General features: G+C 46.9%; 19 protein-coding genes and 1 pseudogene. 6 read left to right on the top strand and 14 right to left on the bottom strand.

Annotated elements, in window-relative coordinates:
• Positions 1–368 precede the first annotated feature (368 nt).
• On the bottom strand, positions 369–1,667 hold the full coding sequence (locus H141_RS0118505) for an inosine/guanosine kinase (RefSeq protein ID WP_019677777.1): 1,299 nt from the start codon (positions 1,665–1,667) through the stop codon (positions 369–371).
• 93 nt (positions 1,668–1,760) lie between these two features.
• Positions 1,761–2,537, bottom strand: a complete 777-nt coding sequence (gene yaaA, locus H141_RS0118500) for a peroxide stress protein YaaA (protein WP_019677776.1) — start codon at positions 2,535–2,537, stop codon at positions 1,761–1,763.
• A gap of 295 nt (positions 2,538–2,832) precedes the next feature.
• Here yaaA and tal point away from each other — a divergent pair, with 295 nt between their 5' ends.
• The 5 genes from tal to H141_RS0118470 all read left to right on the top strand — a co-directional run bounded on the left by tal (position 2,833) and on the right by H141_RS0118470 (position 9,507).
• The gene (tal, locus tag H141_RS0118495; protein WP_019677775.1) at positions 2,833–3,783 is read left to right on the top strand and encodes a transaldolase; all 951 of its coding nucleotides are present in this window, start codon (positions 2,833–2,835) and stop codon (positions 3,781–3,783) included.
• Positions 3,784–3,828: 45 nt separating this feature from the next.
• Complete coding sequence (gene pgi, locus H141_RS0118490) at positions 3,829–5,460, top strand: glucose-6-phosphate isomerase (RefSeq protein ID WP_019677774.1); 1,632 nt, start codon at positions 3,829–3,831, stop codon at positions 5,458–5,460.
• A 147-nt stretch (positions 5,461–5,607) separates the two neighbouring features.
• On the top strand, positions 5,608–6,375 hold the full coding sequence (locus H141_RS0118485) for a class II aldolase/adducin family protein (RefSeq protein WP_019677773.1): 768 nt from the start codon (positions 5,608–5,610) through the stop codon (positions 6,373–6,375).
• A 26-nt stretch (positions 6,376–6,401) separates the two neighbouring features.
• On the top strand, positions 6,402–7,577 hold the full coding sequence (locus tag H141_RS0118480; RefSeq protein WP_019677772.1) for a mandelate racemase/muconate lactonizing enzyme family protein: 1,176 nt from the start codon (positions 6,402–6,404) through the stop codon (positions 7,575–7,577).
• A gap of 371 nt (positions 7,578–7,948) precedes the next feature.
• A protein-coding gene (locus H141_RS0118470) for an IS3 family transposase (RefSeq protein ID WP_157611031.1) occupies positions 7,949–9,507 on the top strand; the annotation gives its coding sequence in 2 pieces (ribosomal slippage) (positions 7,949–8,411 and positions 8,411–9,507; 1,560 coding nt in all).
• Here the strand turns inward: H141_RS0118470 and H141_RS21615 are convergent.
• Together H141_RS21615 and H141_RS21965 are read right to left on the bottom strand one after the other, a co-directional pair.
• A complete protein-coding gene (locus tag H141_RS21615) occupies positions 9,446–9,724 on the bottom strand; it encodes a hypothetical protein (RefSeq protein ID WP_157611029.1) in 279 nt (92 codons plus the stop codon). The two genes, H141_RS0118470 and H141_RS21615, sit on opposite strands and share 62 nt — an antisense overlap.
• Positions 9,725–9,766: 42 nt before the next feature.
• Entirely contained in the window at positions 9,767–10,174 is a 408-nt protein-coding gene (locus H141_RS21965; protein ID WP_240473149.1) for an RHS repeat-associated core domain-containing protein, read from the bottom strand.
• Here H141_RS21965 and H141_RS21605 point away from each other — a divergent pair.
• Positions 10,148–10,312, top strand: coding sequence for a hypothetical protein (locus tag H141_RS21605; protein ID WP_157611027.1), 165 nt, complete (start codon positions 10,148–10,150; stop codon positions 10,310–10,312). The genes H141_RS21965 and H141_RS21605 overlap by 27 nt on opposite strands.
• A 388-nt stretch (positions 10,313–10,700) precedes the next feature.
• Here the strand turns inward: H141_RS21605 and H141_RS21960 are convergent, their stop codons facing one another.
• The 10 genes and pseudogenes from H141_RS21960 to H141_RS0118410 form a co-directional block, all read right to left on the bottom strand.
• Positions 10,701–11,354 (bottom strand): RHS repeat-associated core domain-containing protein, encoded by a 654-nt coding sequence (locus H141_RS21960; protein ID WP_240473148.1) that lies wholly within the window; start codon positions 11,352–11,354, stop codon positions 10,701–10,703.
• Between the two features lie 98 nt (positions 11,355–11,452).
• A complete protein-coding gene (locus H141_RS0118450) occupies positions 11,453–12,445 on the bottom strand; it encodes a hypothetical protein (protein WP_019677766.1) in 993 nt (330 codons plus the stop codon).
• Between the two features lie 248 nt (positions 12,446–12,693).
• Positions 12,694–13,074 (bottom strand): hypothetical protein, encoded by a 381-nt coding sequence (locus H141_RS0118445; protein WP_019677765.1) that lies wholly within the window; start codon positions 13,072–13,074, stop codon positions 12,694–12,696.
• Positions 13,064–13,480: a hypothetical protein gene (locus tag H141_RS21955; RefSeq protein WP_240473147.1), complete on the bottom strand. Its 417-nt coding sequence runs from the start codon at positions 13,478–13,480 to the stop codon at positions 13,064–13,066. Before H141_RS21955 ends, H141_RS0118445 begins: the two co-directional genes overlap by 11 nt.
• Positions 13,481–13,690, bottom strand: a pseudogene (locus H141_RS21595) (hypothetical protein); the annotation flags it as partial.
• Between the two features lie 156 nt (positions 13,691–13,846).
• Entirely contained in the window at positions 13,847–14,416 is a 570-nt protein-coding gene (locus H141_RS0118430) for a hypothetical protein (RefSeq protein ID WP_019677762.1), read from the bottom strand.
• On the bottom strand, positions 14,403–15,023 hold the full coding sequence (locus tag H141_RS21950; RefSeq protein WP_019677761.1) for an RHS repeat-associated core domain-containing protein: 621 nt from the start codon (positions 15,021–15,023) through the stop codon (positions 14,403–14,405). The genes H141_RS0118430 and H141_RS21950 overlap by 14 nt, the downstream gene beginning before the upstream one ends.
• An 18-nt stretch (positions 15,024–15,041) precedes the next feature.
• A complete protein-coding gene (locus H141_RS0118420; RefSeq protein WP_019677760.1) occupies positions 15,042–15,362 on the bottom strand; it encodes a hypothetical protein in 321 nt (106 codons plus the stop codon).
• Positions 15,355–15,927: an RHS repeat-associated core domain-containing protein gene (locus tag H141_RS21945; RefSeq protein WP_083923084.1), complete on the bottom strand. Its 573-nt coding sequence runs from the start codon at positions 15,925–15,927 to the stop codon at positions 15,355–15,357. Before H141_RS21945 ends, H141_RS0118420 begins: the two co-directional genes overlap by 8 nt.
• Positions 15,928–15,957: 30 nt before the next feature.
• On the bottom strand, positions 15,958–16,212 hold a 255-nt coding region (locus H141_RS0118410), incomplete at its 5' end, for an IS3 family transposase (RefSeq protein ID WP_019677758.1).

The following is a 16,212-nucleotide window of genomic DNA, read 5'->3' as shown; positions in this document are numbered from 1 at the left end:
CTCTGCAAACGCTGATAAACACGCAGGAGTAGAACTCCGAGGGGACGATAAGCAGCAGAGGCGCGGTTCTCATTTGGGCCAGAAGAACTAACGATATCTTCAATAAAAAGGCCGGATATACGTAGGCAGCTTAATCCGTTAATACATTGAAATTTTATGCAAAACGGTGGACATTTTTGAGGTGTACATATATGTATTTACGGCGTGTCGTCGTGAGTAATGGGTACACTCCCGGGTTCGAGCGACTAAGCTGGAAATCCCGCTGTGCTCGCCACAGCAACTCGCAAGCCGTCCCTGGCTTGCTCAGACACTCTGTGGCTGTGCATCGGGACACCAGCTCAGTACGCTTAATTTATCCGTGAAGCGAATTAACGCTCCCAGTACGCCTCTTCCAGGCTATCTTCGCGCTCGGGCAGGCCTTTTGATAAGCGCGGTGCGTTCTGCACCAGAATTTCATAGCTTACCCGATTCGCATATTTACAAATCTGGGCGAAGCTGGAATACGCCAGGTAAGGCATTTCATGCTTACCCGACAATGGCTGTACCTGCTTGTGAAAGTGATTTGCCGCCATATCGTGCAAAATAGCCGACAAGGCACCATCGCCGGCGCCATTGGTATTTTTAATTCGTTCCGGTCCACCCAGGTAGGGGTCAATATGCGAATACACCTTTAATGGCTGCTCGCAGTACTGACGTAACATCGGCCGGCTGAACTCAAACTGGTTAAAATCGGCCAGGCTGGCTGATTTTATCGGGTTACTGCTTTCCCGCTTTACGCTGTCATCGGTATGACCACACAAATACAGGCCTTCAGGCCCGGCAGTGATCAACACCATATCGGTGTGGTCCAGAATAGCTTCCGCCGCTTTTAACGGGTCGCTAAAACCTGTTAGCGCTTCGGCTTCCAGTTCGTTCATTGCCAGCACATTAACGTAATTCTTAATGGTACTGATAATTTGCTCGCGGTTCTCTTCTACCAGATGGCGGGTGCCCAGGCTCATCACCACCGGCACATCATGGGCTTTGGCATCTTCCAGCGCTTTATGCATCGCCCGTTGAATCGGCTGGCCAATGGCCCGCAGCGGGTAAGCACTGACCACAAACGCCGACGCCGCGGCAATAATATCCGTTGGAATGTAATCGGGCTCCAGCTGATCCATATCGCTTGGATCGATAACAAAAGTCCGTTCGCCGTCCGGGGTAATCATGGTAATACCCCGACCAATATCACCGGCTACCCCCTGCAAATGGTTCATGTCCACTTTTGAGCTGGTATGACAGACATAATGATAAGCCGGCGAGCCCAACGCAATATTGGCCGACATTACACCAAGCAGTACCGATTTGTCGTCTGCTAATACAGAGTAGTTATGAATAGTATTGCCAATGGTGCCACCGGCAAAATGGTCTGATATCGCCTGCTTGGCTACCAGTTCCTGGTAAATGGCATTGGCTTTTGCGTGTTCAACCAGATTTGATAAGCCTTTATGAATATCATAGCGGGCCAGAAAATCGTCGGTGACACTGGCCACTACATCAACGATGGTTTGATCCAGGCCCACAATATAAGTATCCAGCTCAGGTCGCACTTCAAAGCTCGGCAGTTGCGGCTTTGGCTGAGATACAGGAAAGTAATGCTTAATTTTACGCAGGCCGGGAAATTTCATGCTAAAGGCTCGACAACAAACAAGCGGCTATTTTAGCAAAAATGTCAGCAAAGCCTAAGCGCCTTATTGCGCCTTTAGTTAATTATTACTAATTTATTCTGGTTGCTGGCGTAAAAACACCGGTTTATCCGCGGTTGAGTCGTCTTTGCTGTACTGATAACCTGCCAAATTAAAATCGGTAATAGCTTTAGGATCAGTAATTTGCTGCTGAATAACGAAGCGAGCCATTAAACCGCGAGCTTTTTTGGCATAAAAACTGATTATTTTATATTGGCCATTTTTATAGTCTTTAAAGACCGGGGTAATCACTCTGGCTTGTAATGCTTTGGGTTTAACCGCTTTAAAGTACTCCTGTGACGCCAGATTCAGCAACACATCTGATTTAAGTTCAGTAAATTGTTTATTGAGGTTATCGGTTATCTGCTGCTGCCAGAACGCATACAAATCTTTGCCGGCAGCATTAGGTAATTTAGTGCCCATTTCCAGCCGGTACGGCAGCATTAAATCCAGTGGCCGCAGTACGCCATATAAACCACTTAAAATGCGCAGATGCTGCTGGGCAAACTGCAGCTGTTCTGTAGTAAGACTTGCCGCATCCAGCCCCTGATAAACATCGCCATTAAACATAAACAATGCTGCTTTGGCTTCAGGGCCGCTAAAATCCGGTTGCCACTGGCTAAAGCGGGCAGCATTTAAACCGGCCAGTTTATCACTGATATGCATTAAAGAACCGAGCTCAGCCGGTGTAAGCTGTTTGCAAACATCTGCCAGTTCACTGGCCTGCGATAATAACGCTGGCATTGTCGTGGCAAGCTGCAGTGACACGGGGTTTGAATCAAGATCTTTCGCCGGAGATACAACCATCAACATAAAAACATTACCTGTATTGCGAAAACAATTGTCTTTAACAAACAATATTTTTTATTTATAGGACCCGCTTTACAAGATCATTTGTATCCTATGCTAAGGTGATCAATAAACTACGGAGCCGGGCATAAATGGCGCTTTTTAACGCCATGGCAATATAGTAATTTAGTGATAAGGGTGCAACGCTTTTTCAGAAAACTAGCTAACACCTTCTACTTTTGTAGTAATATTCCTACATTTGTTGCCTGGAATCGTGAAAAACCCTAGAATGTTTCAAAAATAACGGTAATTAAACAATATGAGTGATTTATTAAGTCAACTTAAAGCCGTCACCACAGTAGTGGTAGACAGTGGTGATTTGGGCGCAATTGAGCAGTTCCGGCCAGTAGATGCCACCACTAACCCGTCGTTATTACTTAACGCCAGTCAGCTCGAGTTTGCCAAACCGATGTTGAGTGCAGCTATCAGTTATGCCAAAGCGCACGCCAGTGGCAACGCCGCCATTCTTGAACTGGCTTGCGATAAATTTGCAGTCGATGTTGGCACCGCCATCAGCAAGCTGGTACCAGGCCGGGTTTCAACAGAAGTGGATGCCCGTTTATCATTTGATACTGAAGCTACCGTGGCTAAGGCCTTACAACTGGTTGAATTGTATCAACAGAACGGCGTAAGTACCGAGCGGATCCTGATTAAAATAGCCTCAACCTGGGAAGGTATCCAGGCAGCCCGTCAGTTAGAGCAGCAAGGCATTCAATGTAACCTTACCCTGCTATTTCATATGGCTCAGGCCCGGGCATGCGCTGAAGCAGGTGCTTACCTTATTTCGCCCTTTGTTGGCCGTATTCTTGATTGGTACAAGGCTAATACCAAGCAGGACTACACCGCCGAAAATGATCCGGGCGTATTGTCGGTGCGTGATATTTACCATTTTTACAAAGAGCATGGTTATGCCACTGTGGTGATGGGTGCCAGTTTTCGTAATACCGGTGAAGTATTAGCGCTGGCCGGCTGTGACCGGCTGACTATCAGCCCCGGTTTACTGGATGAACTAAGCAAACAAAGTGGTACGCTCGATGTAAAACTGCTTGATGGAGGCCCGAAAACCGCCAAACCGACAGCGCTGAGTGAAACTGAGTTTCGCTGGCAGCTGAATGAAGATGCTATGGCGACTGAAAAACTGGCCGAAGGTATTCGCAAGTTCGCGATTGACCAGCGCAAGCTGGAGCAGTTGATAGCCGGGCAACTTTAACCCCCGGGACGATTAAACGGATTGGCAGCAACACAGGAGCACGTTATGTCGGACAGTTTCATCAATCATTTGAGTCAGCTGGGCTCACTTGGCAAACAAAGTGGCAATTTGCGTGAAGCATTTAAAAACGACACGAAACGGGCAGAACGCTATACCACAACCGCTTGTGGTATTACCCTGGACTATGCCAAAAACCTGATTAATGACACCAGCTGGCAGGCTCTGCAGCAGCTGGCAGCTGACAGTAATATCAGTAGCTTGCGCCGGCAAATGCAGCAGGGTGCTGCTATCAATAATACCGAACAACGGGCAGTCTGGCATACCCGGTTACGCCAGCAAAACGTCACGGCTTTAATGCTGGATGGCGAAGATATTGGCCAGCAAATTACTGAATGCCGGGCCAGAATGGCGGCATTAGTCGACACCCTGCACCAGCAGCAGTATCTGGGGTATCAGGGCAGTGCCATTACTGACCTTATATGGGTAGGCATAGGTGGCTCGTTACTGGGGCCGCAAATGGCAGTAGAAGCGTTAACGCCTTATCACTGCAGCCCGGTTAAACTGCATTTTGCCGGTAACATTGACGGCGCTGTGGTTAGCGATATCCTGGCAGGGTTAAACCCGGCGACAACCTTGGTGGTGGTGGCATCAAAATCCTTTGGCACCGAAGAAACCAAACAAAATGCGCTGGCTATCCGCCAGTGGTTTACTGAGCACGGTGCCGACAAAAAAGCCATTGCCCATCACTTCTGGGCGACCTCATCTAATATTGCCGCAGCTGCCGAGTTTGGTATTGAACAAAAAAACATTCTGCCAATGTGGGACTGGGTTGGTGGTCGCTATTCATTATGGTCAGCTATTGGTCTGCCAATAGCGCTGATGATTGGCAACCAGCAGTTCAGCCAGCTGTTAGCCGGCGCTGAGGCCATGGATCAGCATTTTTTCAATGCGCCCTTTGCTGAAAACATGCCGGTTATTATGGCGTTACTCGGCGTCTGGTATATTAATGGCCACAACTGTCAGGCCCAGGCGCTGTTGCCATACAGCCATTATTTACGTTTACTGCCCTCTTATGTGCAGCAGCTGGATATGGAAAGTAACGGCAAAAGTGTCGATCGCGAAGGCCGTGCCCTGCCTTATGCTACCGCACCAGTGATCTGGGGTGACGCCGGTACCAACGGTCAGCATGCGTACCATCAGTTATTGCATCAAAGTGCTTTGGCTGTTCCGGCCGACTTTATTCTGCCATTAAAAGTTAAGCACCCGTTAAAAGACCAGCATAGCCGCCTGGCAGCGCACTGCTTTGCCCAGACTCAGGCATTAATGCAGGGTAAAACCCTGGCAGAAGCCACTGCCGAATGTCTGGCCCAGGGGATGAGCGAGCAACAGGCCAACACCTTAGCACCACATAAAGTATCGCCGGGCAATAAACCCAGCAATACCTTATTGCTACCTGAGTTATCGCCCTACTATTTAGGGGCCTTGATAGCACTTTACGAGCACAAAGTATTTTGCCAGGGCGCCATCTGGCAGCTCAACAGCTTTGATCAATGGGGTGTGGAGCTTGGCAAGCAATTGTCCGGGCCAATCTATCAGACGTTGACAGGTAATAGTAACTATAGTTTCGATAGTTCTACCTCCGCTTTGATTGAACAATTTCTAGCGGCCCAACGCTAATATTTAACCTTTTTCCCAGTCGCTGCCATCATTCAGGTCGCAGCGACTTTATTTAAGCGCCGCCATTGATCCCCTTGGTTAAGTCCCTTAGACTTCTGTACATCTATTTGCAGGCTATCAGCCTGGCCGCTTGCCGGAGGTAACGCGTTGCATCCTTTACCAAAACTCAATTTACGTGACAAAGTCAGTGCTGCAGAATGGCAACTGCGGCTGGATTTAGCGGCCTGCTACCGGCTGGTGGAGCATCACCGCTGGGGTGATTTAATCTATACTCATTTGTCAGCGCGCTTGCCGGGTACCGACCATTATTTAGTGAATGCTTTTGGCCTGACCTTTGACGAAGTTACTGCCTCTAACCTGGTAAAAGTTGATTTACAGGGCAATATTCTGGATGACACGCCGTTTCAGATTAACCCGGCCGGCTTTACTATTCACAGTGCGATTCATGAAGTGCGGCCTGATGCTCACTGCGTTATTCACCTGCATACTAAAGAAACTATCGCCGTAGCCAGCCAGCAACAGGGCTTGCTGCCATTAAGCCAATACTCGATGTTTTCGCTCGGCTCACTGGCTTATCACCAATACGAAGGTCTGGCGGTTAATCAGGATGAGAAAGCCCGCTTGCAAAGCGATTTAGGCCAGCATAACCATATGTTACTGGTTAACCATGGTGGCTTAACCGTAGGCCCAACGGTGGGTGATGCCTTTATGCGTTTTTACGATTTACAGCGCGCCTGTGAAATTCAGCTGGCGCTGCAGGCCAGCGCCCAGCCGGTTATTCCGGTAGCGCAGGCGATAGTCGATAATATCAGCAAGCAAGCCAAGGTTGTACACAGTGGCAGCACCGGCGGTCAGTTAGCCTGGCCGGCGATGTTGCGTAAAGCCTACCGGCTTGATCCCGGCTTTGCCCAATAGCCGTTGCCCATCTAACAGGAGTAAACATGAAAGTTACCCGCGTAGAAGTATTTGATATTCATTGCCCCGAGCGCCCGGCCTGGACCCCGGTTTTTGTCCGCATTCATACCGATGAGGGGATCAGCGGCGTCGGTGAAGCCGGCCTGGCTTATGATTTAGGCCACAGTGCCGCCGCAGCGATGATTAAAGAAATGGCCGAAGCCTTTTTAATTGGCCACGACCCGTTTCAAACCGAAAAGCTCTGGTCGCGGATGCTGCGCGAAAGTTTCTGGGGTCTGGGCGGCGGCCCGGTAATTTATGCAGCGATGAGTGCCATTGATACTGCCCTTTGGGATATTAAAGGCAAAGCCTTAGGCGTGCCGGTTTATCAGCTGCTGGGCGGCAAGGTAAACGACAAGCTGCGTACCTATGCCTCACAGCTGCAATTTGACTGGGGGCCGGAATTTAAAGCCCTGATCCACCCCGAGCAGTATGCTGAAGCGGCGTTAAAAGCCGTGGCCGATGGCTATGATGCGGTAAAAGTGGACCCCATCATGTACGATAAAAACGGTAACACCTATTACGATCGCACCAATATTATTGGCCGGGCGGAAATGAAACTCTACCGGGCCAGAATGCAGGCTATCCGCGAAGCGGTAGGCGATGAAGTTGATATTATTTTTGAATGCCACAGCCTGCCAGGCGCCACCAGCGCCATTCAAATTGCCGACATTGCCGAAGAATTTGACTGCATGTTCTATGAAGAGCCGGTTAACTACCTGAACCACTCACTGCACGCTAAAGTCGCCCGTAAGGTTAAGGTACCGCTGGCTGGTGGCGAGCGCTTATATAACCGCTGGGCCTTCCGGCCGTATTTTGAAGATCAGAGCATCGACGTGCTACAGCCGGATATCGGCCTGTGTGGTGGCTTTACTGAAACGAAAAAGGTCTGCGACTATGCCGACATTTTTGATATCCGGGTGCAAGCCCACGTATGTGGTGGGCCGGTGGCAACGGCAGCCTCGCTGCACCTGGAAACCGCGATACCCAACTTTTTAATTCACGAGCACCATACCTACGCCATTAAAAAGTGGAACCGCGAACTCTGTATTCAGGACCCACAACCGGTAAACGGCTTTTTTGAAGTATCAGAAGCGCCCGGTATCGGTATAGAGCTTAACGATGAGATTGTAATGCGCTCACAACGGGTAGAGATTAAATAGCCAATAGTCGCTGGTAACAATGCCAATAAGGGGGCAGTAGCTCTTCAGCTCCGCCCCCACATTATTATTGTGCGTATACTTCTACCGATAATTCTAAAGACATACTTGCTAAAGCAACTATGTCTTTACTTTTTAAAGTAAAACCAATTGTTTCATCGGCAAAAATACCAACAAAAAACTCAACTTTACCTCCCTCTGCAGTAAGTTTCTCAAAAAAACTCGTAAGCCCACTGAATTGTTAATAAGCTTTTCAATCTCATCTGTAAAATCACCCTTTTTAGTTGGAATGATATCCCCGCCGTGTCAGAGTAGTTGTCCGGTCTTCTTTTCACAATAGTTATAGTCAGACGGCGGGTGGTTAGCAGGTTCAAATGGCTGTTTATTCACCAGTAAGAAAAGAGGCAATATTAAAGAAGTTATTACCGCCGTTAAATCGCTCTGTGGCGCAGTTGGCTTCAGAGGAAGGCATTTCTGAGCAGACGCTGTACAATTGGCGAAATCAGTTAAAAGCTCAAGGGTATGCCGTGCCGGTAAGTGGACAAAAGCCTGATGATTGGTCAGGAGAAGCAAAGTTAGCGGTAGTAATTGAAACAGCCCCGCTATCTGAAACCGAGTTAAGCCAGTATTGCCGTGAAAAAGGTTTGTTGGTTGAGCAAGTTAAAGAGTGGCGCTGCGCCTGTGTGATGGGCAATATGAGCGCGGCTCAGCGTAAGGCCACTGAAAAAAAGCAGGCCAGAGAAGATAAAAAGCGGATTAAGCAGTTAGAACGTGAGCTAAACCGTAAAGAGAAAGCACTGGCGGAGGCGGCAGCGTTGCTGGTGTTGCGAAAAAAGCTCAGAGCGTACTACGACGAGGAAGACGAGGACAGTTAACATCGGTTAGCGAGCGTAGCTTAAACCTGGGCTGGTTTGATGAAGCCGTGTTAGCGGGTGCCAGGCGCGATAAAGCCGCACAGGAGCTTGAGATACCATTGCGCTCACTTCGCCGCTGGCGGGATGAGCAAGGCACGGTGCTTGAAGATAAGCGACCAGCGGCAATCCGGCCAGAGCCAAAGAATAAGCTCAGTGAAGCCGAGCGCGAGCAGATAGTGGCAACGTGTAATGATGAGAAATATGCCAGCTTACCGCCCTCACAGATTGTGCCAAGGCTGGCAGACGAAAGCATCTATCTGGCTTCAGAATCGACGATGTATCGGGTGCTTAAAACGGCAAGACAGCAACACCACCGAGGCAAAAGCAAAGCACCGGTGAGCCGGGCTAAGCCCACCAGCTACAGAGCCTCAGCCCCAAATCAGGTGTGGTGTTGGGACATCAGCTATATGCCGTCAGGCATTCGTGGGCTGTACTGGTATTTATATGCCATTATCGATATTTATAGCCGCAAGTTAGTGGCGTGGGAAGTACACGAAAAGGAATGCAGCCAGTTGGCCAGTGAGTTGGTACAACGCGCGGTACTACGGGAGCAGTGCCTGTTCAAACCACTGGTATTGCACTCGGATAACGGTAGCCCGATGAAAGGCAGCACACTCAGGGTGAAGTTGCAGGAGCTGGGTGTAACGTCCTCATACAGCAGGCCCAGAGTGAGCAATGATAATCCGTATGTGGAGTCGTTGTTCAAAACAGTGAAATACTGCCCACAGTGGCCATCAGGTGGCTTTGCAACCTTAGAAAGCGCCAGAGTGTGGATGTTAGAGTTTACCGGCTTCTACAACAATGAGCATCGTCACAGTGGTATCAGGTTCGTGACACCGGCGCAGCGTCATAAGCAGCAAGATGTGGCTCTTCTGGAAAAGCGTAAAGGTGTGTATGAACAAGCGAAATCAGCGCATCCAGAGCGATGGGCTGGCAGAGCAACAAGAAACTGGAGCCCTATAGGGCCAGTAAGTCTGAATCCAGATCGGGAAATCGTGCAGATTCAGGCAGCAGCATAAAACGGGAAAATCGGACAACTACCTTGAAAAACTCCGTATCAAAACAGCAATATGTAATTTTATAAAGCCCTTCAAGTGGCTTACCGCTTGGCGTTTTTCGTGTTTCACCAGCTGAATAATTAAACTCAGGCGACAATCCGAGGTTCTTGACTATTTCCTCTTTTGCAATTGATGGATGCTCAATTCTTAGCGACACAGCGTATTTATACTTATCCATTCTCATCCTCCAGGTAAGTAATCACCAAATGGGCCATGATTCTCACCAATTCCACCAGGCCCTCCCGTCCATACATCGCCATTTGGTGCAATGCCTGCCCATGTTTTTGTTGAACACCTTGGTTGCACCGGCAACACAGACGCCTGTTACTGCAGGAATCATACAAACTGCAGCAGGAGTTAGGCCATATGGATCAACCCAAGTTAACGGATTGCCCCCAACATACCCATAAGTATTCAACCCACCCGCTAAACCAATAGGGTCGCTCTGCAAGTAACGCCCTGTAGTCGCATTATAATCCCGGAAATAGTTATACCAGCTTAGTTTTTCAGCATCCCGCTCTTTATCAAAAGCAGGCCGGGAGAACCTCGCCGGAAGTGAGGTTGAACATGCGTAGCATGGCCCGTTAGGGCGGAGGGCAGGATGCCCGCAGTCAAACCTATGTTGAATTCGCCAATACTGGCGGTTAATACCGACCGGTCAAACGCTTCCAGCTTCGCCCGCCAAACCACCGCTTTGCTTTGGTTGGTAATCACTTCTGGCCGGCCTAAGTGGTCGCGTCGCGATATGCACGACGCGACCACTTAGGCCATGCCCCTCTAGTCGACGCCGTGTGAGTCAGTCAAGAGCTTTTTGGTTAATTGCTTCCATCTGGATACCAGCAGGAGACTAGTTATAGAAAACCAAGCCAATCCAAAAAGAATATTTTCTCCTCCAAAAACATACGCTCTATGAATAATCACACCATTTAATAAAAAATATGCTGACAAAATAAGGTATTTTCTTACATTTATAACCAAATTAGTGTTGGTGTTTTTGTTAGAATATTTCCATTTGTAACCCAAAGCCCAATACACAACGATAAAGTATACGGATAGAAATAATAAAATTGAATTAACGTCATCTTTGTAGCCCCACACCATAAATGATGTAAGTAGAGTCATGAAAATAATTAGCAGAGGTTTCATATCCATCCTTAAAGCATCGACTTAGAAAGGCAGTAAGTTCTCATCCAAACATCAGCATAGGTTCCTGCTATAGTTGATATGCCAAAAGCTCTACCGGCAACTTTTAGTCCATTTTGAACAGCAGAGCTTCGGATAAAACTTTTATTAGGGTACTCCATACCATTTCCTGGTTTCGGCCCGCTTGCCCATCCTTTTGAATTAACATCAATTTGTCTTCTGTTTACTGCATCTCCATATAGCCAGGAACTTGCTGCACCTAAGGCTGCCAAACCATTATTGCTTCCGCCGAGCTCAAGTAAGCTGGTTGATCCGACAAACAAGTTAGCACTTGCGCCCATGCTTTTTTTAAAATCGTTCATGCAGTCGGCAAAAACATTAGTTTTCTCACATAAACCATCAGGGTCGATTCTGGAGAGAGGATTTGCACTCACATACCCATAAGTATTTAACCCCCCCGCTAACCCTATCGGGTCGCTCTGCAGGTATCTGCCGGTTGTTGCATCATAATCCCGGAAGTAGTTGTACCAGCTTAGCTTTTCATTATCCCAATACTGCCCGGGGAAGCCTATGTTGAATTCACCAATGCTAGTGGTTAATACCGACCGGTCAAACGCTTCCAGCTTAGCCCGCCAAACCACCGCTTTGCTTTGGTTGGCAATCACTTCTGGCCGACCTAAGTGATCGCGCTGCAAAGCGCAATACGCGACCCCATAGTTTTTAGCCCGTAGCCCGTACGTTCAAATGAGAATTGGTCAATTTGTTAGCTTTTTTGCGTTGCTTTAACGCAACTATTATAAAATTCTTCATTATTGAACCAAGCTGAAGCTAATACATTTTCTCCAATAATCCCGAGAAGCTCAGATAGCTTCTGAGTGTCTCCAGCTAAGCAAGAAAACTTAGCAAAATTGTTAATGTTCCGGAGGTCTGGGTAGTTAGCAATCAATTCTTCAAAGCCATTTTTCATCCTATTCCAATCAGTTCTTCCACTTCGAAAAAGGTTGCGGCCAGAACTAGACCAATGAAGTCTGGCATACATTTGATGCCCCAAAGTGGGCTTTGTATTTTGAACCACGTTATCAACATAGAGATTAAACTGCTCAAGAGAACCGTGCCACTTTGGAGCCATATAGGAGGCTTTCAAAAAATAGACAGGTATATAGGTTGGATGTAAACTTACTGCCTTTTCATATAGTTCGTCGAATTTTGGTTCCGGCCAGCCTTGATACAGGGCAATAGCAACCATTGCAAAGTTCCAACCAGCATCATTTTTTGTTTTTTCAGAATGACCTTCTAACAGAGTTTTCGCTATCTCCAAATTCTCTTTAAATAGTACCCATGATTTTTTTGAAACAGTATTTGCGTACCCACGGCCCCGATGAAACCATCCAAGCTGAATATAATATCCTGCATGTCCAACTTGCGCAGTTATAGAGTCGGGATATTTTTCTATCCATTTTTTAAGTTTCAATTCCTTCTCTTGCCACTCTGCAAGACTTTTCGGGAAATTACAGTTTAGACTTTGGCAGCCCGATACTCCACCATATATTGCAGCAAGTAGTGGTTGCCCATCACTAATAGTTGTTCTTTTATCCCGTGCCTCAATTGCATCATTTTCCAGTTCTTCAAACTTCTCTAGCATTAACTTTTCGTGATAAATAGCGGCATACCTTTCAAAGGCTCTTTCGCTTGAAAAAACTTCTATCGAATAGAGCGACAGAATTAGGATAAAAACTTTAGTAGCAATACTCTTCATTTAAATTATCCATTTTGATTTAAATCTTTAGGCCGGACTGGCTGTATGTCATTGATACATAATATTAATACTGTCCGCTTCTGTTCCAAGAGTAGAGTTTCCGCAATAACTCGTGCTTCGCTCATATCACCGTACATAGTGTAACCCTACTGCCGCTTTACTGGCGTTTGTAACCACCGCTTGGTGGCCTAAGTGGTCGCGTAGCAAACAACGCGACCTACTAGCTCTCAAAGCAAGGTTTAATATGGCTACTCTTTTTTAAAGCCTTTAGGAAACGGCCATTCTGGATAAGTGGGCAAACTGCAATCTACATTCCATTCTACTCCCCATTGCAATCTGTTACGGATTATTTCCATTAGAGAGAGCTTTTGCATTGGGAATGGCATATCTGTTTGCAGAAACTCCCTACAATTGCTCAATATTTTTATATCGTTGTTTTTTAAAGAATGATGCACAGGATATTCCTTGGCGTCATCATATAAAGACCATAACCATCGCAATATACCGTTGATTGCCGGGTCAGAAGATTCAGGCCAGCAATCTTCTAATTGTCGATTCGTAAGCATCTCAGTTGTTATTTTATCAATTAGAACTGATGCCTGTTCTCTAGCTTTTTTATCAATTGTCATTTATACAGTCCATATAAGCTTCAACGGCATTAAAATGTTGCCCCCATGCACCAACGCCAGCACCGATCACACCTGTAGCTTTTGAGACTACACTTATAGACGTTCGACCTAGTGTTCGCCCCCAGCCATCACCACCGTATCGACGTGAATAACTCGTATATTTCCCGCTTGGCCCCCCACCTGCTATGCCGCCTCTAGGTTTTATAGCTGTTTTATTTAAAGCTTGCGCACCTCCTCCAAACAGGGCGGAGCCAGCGCCAAATCCGACAATAGCGTTTAGAGACTTTTCCATTGAATAAGAGTTTAATGCTTCTTGCATGCAATCTTTTTTAACATCGCAATCTGCTAAACCATAAAAATCTGTTCTGTTTAACGGGTTTGCAGAGGAATAATTATAGGTATTCAACCCACCCGCTAAGCCGATCGGGTCGCTCTGCAGGTATCTGCCGGTTGTTGCATCATAATCCCGGAAATAGTTATACCAGCTTAGTTTTTCAGCATCCCGCTCTTTATCAAAAGCAGGCCGGGAGAACCTCGCCGGAAGTGAGGTTGAACATGCGTAGCATGGCCCGTTAGGGCGGAGGGCAGGAAGCCCGCAGTCAAACCTATGTTGAATTCGCCAATACTGGTGGTTAACACCGAACGGTCAAACGCTTCCAGCTTCGCCCGCCAAACTACGCCTTTGCTTTGGTTGGTAGTCACCTCTGGCCGGCCTGAGAGGTCGCGTCGTAAGAAGGAAGACGCGACCCCCATAATTATCCGCTATCAATAATTAAGTACAGGGGATTTCAAGCCGCTTCCAGCGCTCAGTATCGTCAGTAGAAAAACTTAATGTATATTTATAGTTAATCGCAGCATAAGCCGGCAGAGGCGGAATATCATGGTATTCAAATCGCCACACAGCTAAACCTCTCAGGCAAATTTGTTCTTTTTCAAGTATCGACATATCCAGTTCATAGCGTCCGGGGTCATTTTCGAAAAATAAAAACTCTACACCATATTCATTTTGTTGCAGGGGCTCTGCTGCAAATGACATTCCCGGCTTTAATCGCGACCAAAATATGATGTCCCGAACATAACGAGTTGGTAGTTTATGCACCATGCTGACGTGTAACGTTAAGCTATCTTCATAGTTATGAATAAAATAGCGACCACCAGAAATTTCATACAAGCTTTGCTGAAACTCAGCATCCAGTCCAATCAACCAGCTTTGCACTGCAAAGCGGCTACCAGGGCTGAAGTGCAACAATGCCAGGCTAAAAAAGCAAATGGATAAGCAATAGCCGAGCAGCCTGACAGGCCATGAGGTTGGCTTTTTATTGCCTTTGTTAAAGTGAGCCACAGGCCGCCCCCGCTACTACTAAAGCTAAACCAGCTACACCTGCCGTGCCACCAAAGCTATTGTCGATATTCCATTCTGCAGCTTGCCTTGCCATATCATTCCTTGTTGACTCTACCGCCCTTATTGCTTCGCGATATTTATTTTTTTGAGTTGTATCACTGCACTGTTTTGCTTCAGCTGCCCACGTATCAAGCTGAGTATTAAGTTTATCTGCCTGCTTTTGGTAAGGATTTTCTTTAGATGCGCCTACCACAGCGCTTCTTACCCCTCCCATATCTAAGGCAAATGCACCAATAGTCACTCCAAAGCAAGCAAATTTTATATGTTTACGATAAAGGCCGTTCTCATCGACAAAATTTATAGGATTCCCTCCAACATACCCATAAGTATTTAACCCGCCGGCTAACCCTATCGGGTCGCTCTGCAAATACCTACCCGTAGTCGCGTCATAATCGCGGAAATAGTTATACCAGCTTAGTTTTTCGGCGTCCCAGTACTGCCCAGGGAACCCGATATTGAATTCACCAAGGCTAGTGGTTAATACCGACCGGTCAAACGCTTCCAGCTTAGCCCGCCATACTACCGCTTTGCTTTGGTTGGTTATCACTTCTGGCCGGCCTAAGTGTCATTTCTTCATTTCACCTAATACTAACTCGACCAACTGGGGATTCTTTCTGTAACAAATAATCATGAACTCGACGTAATCCTTTACCGTTTTTATTTCCACCTCTCCCTTATTTAGTAACTTAATCATTTCCTTACCAGCAACATCACGAATATCATCTAAAATCATATCGAAGTGGTTTCTCTTCCAAAATTTTACAGTGCTCGCTTTAAAGGTGGTTGTAAGATCGATCTCGTCGCTCAATTCCGAAATACCAACATTGAAAATTTCCGCAAGTCTACAAAGAGATTTTTCCCGAACTTGATGCTCTATATTATTCATTATTGTTGCATCCACAATTGCCTTTTCCCTCTGCTGATGTTGCATCCCAAGCCGCTTCTATAATAACCGCCCAGTTGTAAAATCCATCAACAATCAAACCACCTGTAGCTGCAGCGCCTAACGACATGCCTTTCATTGTTCGCCCAAAATCTCTAAGACCTCTACCAGAATAGTTAGTATTGCGATTCAATCTTCCATTCCATCTACTTAACTGGCTAGTATTTTGGTTAAGTTTATCCTTAGAAACTCCGAACCCTCTCAACTCGGCAGGTGTTTTTGGCATGGTTCCAACAGTGAAAGCTGCCCCTAGCGCAGCGAGGTTAGTGGCTGTGCTGGAGCGATTATCTTCAACCTGTTTAGCAAACTTATCAAAATCAAAACAAGCTAATCCTTCAGGGTCTATATATTTTAAGGGATTCCCCCCAACATACCCATAAGTATTTAACCCACCCGCTAAACCTATCGGGTCGCTCTGCAAATACCGGCCTAAGGTCGCATCATAATCCCGGAAGTAGTTATACCAGCTTTGCTTTTCGGCATCCCAGTACTGGCCGGGGAAGCCTATTGATCTGTACCAGCAACAGTGGACACTTCACTAAGCACTGTTCTTCAATTCAAAATTCTCTGGGCTGAGATAGCCAAGAGCACTATGCCTTCTGGTCTTGTTGTAATCAACCTCAATGTATTCAAAAACGTGCTGTCGCATTGTTTCCCTATCCATTATCGGCTCGTCCTGGATTGCTTCAACTTTCAATGAGTGGAAGAAGCTTTCCGCGCAGGCATTGTCCCAGCAGTTACCTTTGCGGCTCATGCTTTGCACCAACTGGTGCTTTTTAATCAAGTCTCGGTA

Source organism: Arsukibacterium perlucidum DSM 18276 (assembly GCF_000382165.1).
Classification (GTDB): Bacteria; Pseudomonadota; Gammaproteobacteria; order Enterobacterales; family Alteromonadaceae; genus Alishewanella; species Alishewanella perlucidum.
Note: the sequence above shows the minus strand (reverse complement) of the source record. Positions and strands in the feature narration are given on the sequence as shown.